General features: G+C 70.4%; 1 protein-coding gene and 1 pseudogene. One reads left to right on the forward strand and one right to left on the reverse strand.

The genetic code is table 11. The features are described from left to right. Positions 1-131: pseudogene (locus ACWDAK_RS41235) on the forward strand (IS5-like element IS4811 family transposase); the annotation flags it as partial. Between the two features lie 179 nt (positions 132-310). On the opposite strand, the gene ACWDAK_RS41240 reads toward ACWDAK_RS41235, so the two are convergent. Next, positions 311-1,501: alpha/beta hydrolase family protein (locus tag ACWDAK_RS41240; protein WP_449806594.1), on the reverse strand; the 1,191-nt coding region annotated here is incomplete at its 5' end.

The raw sequence follows: 1,501 nt of genomic DNA on the forward strand, positions 1-1,501 counted from the left end.
AGTCTGGCCTGGATCATGCACGCCCGCCGACACGCCAGAGACTACGAACGGCTCATCCAACACGCGGAGTCGCTGATCACTTGGGCGGCAATCACGCTGATGACCAGGCGGCTGACTCGCAAGCCGCCCCGTCGGCAGACGCCGACAGCCGAGGACGCGACGTGATCGTTCTCATCCCGCTCGTGAGCGGGATGGCCCCCGCTCACCCCGGCGCGACCCTGGACGGTCCGCCGCCTCAACTCTCCCACGCCCGCGCCCGGTTCGTCAGGGATTCACCCACGCACGGCGGGTGCTTGGCTGATACAGGGACTCAGCGTCGACCTCGCTCATCAACCGAACTGCCCTCGACCGACAGCATGCCATGCCGTCCGACGGAGCCGAGCCAGCGGTCGAACCATGTGCGAGTACGGCGGAGCAGGTCGAGTTTGTGGGCACGTTCGGTGATCATGTGCCCCTCTCGCGGGTAGACGACGAGCTCGTGCTCGACGCCGAAGTGCCGCAGGGCCCGATGGAGGAGCACGGCCTGACTGATGGGGACGTTGGTGTCGTCCTCGCCGTGCAGGATCAGCACCGGGGTACGGATGCGTGCAGCGCAGGAGACAGGGCTGACCCGGTCGTGGTGGTGCGGGCCCGGTCCTTCCCAGCCGCGGCTGCCGCTGAGTGCGGATTCCCGGTCTGCTCCTTGGTCGCCAGCGGCGGTCTGGATGCCCCAGTCGCTGATTCCGGCGCCCATCACCGCGGCCTTGAACCGGTCGGTCTGCCCCACCGCCCAGGCGGCCATGAACCCTCCATGGCTCCAGCCGCCGATCCCCAGCCGGTCCGGGTCCGCGACCCCCGCCGCGACGAGCAGATCGATGCCGTCGGTGATGTCGGTCCACTCGGCTCCGCCGACCGCGCCCGCCACCGCTGCGGCGAAGGCGTGGCCGCGGCCCTGGCTACCGCGTGGGTTGGGAAGGAAGACGGCGTAGCCGGCGACCGCGAGCCACTGCGCCGGTGGTAGTTCGATGTGGAACTGGAACTCGTCGGCGTACCGTCCGTAGGGCCCGCCGTGGACCAGGGTGATCAGCGGGAACGGCCCGTCCAGGCGACTCATGCCGGGTGGCAGGAGCAGTAGCCCGTCCAGGGTGAGTCCGTCGGAGGCCTGGTAGGACAGGCGTTCTTGGTGGCCCCACCGGATCTCGCGGACCTCGGGGCGGGTGTCGCTTACTCGGGTCAGGGGGCCGCCGGGTGGCCCGGCGTGGATGTTCTTCGGCTGGTCGGCGGTGCCCGCGAGCATGGCGACCGTCTCGCCGGTCCGGCTCGCGGAGAGCGCATGGGCAATGCCCTGCCGGGTGGCCACCCGTTGGAAGGCCATATCCCCTGGATCCAGTCGGTACAGGGCGGTGTCCAGCCCGTCGGCGAACAGCGCCAGCGGCGTGCCCTCGGCGACCTGCACAAGCTCGGTCGGGCACACGGCCATCCCCGCGGTCAGGTTGCGGTGCTCCGGCGCCGGCCCGGCATC

Source organism: Kitasatospora sp. NPDC001175 (genome assembly GCF_053598215.1).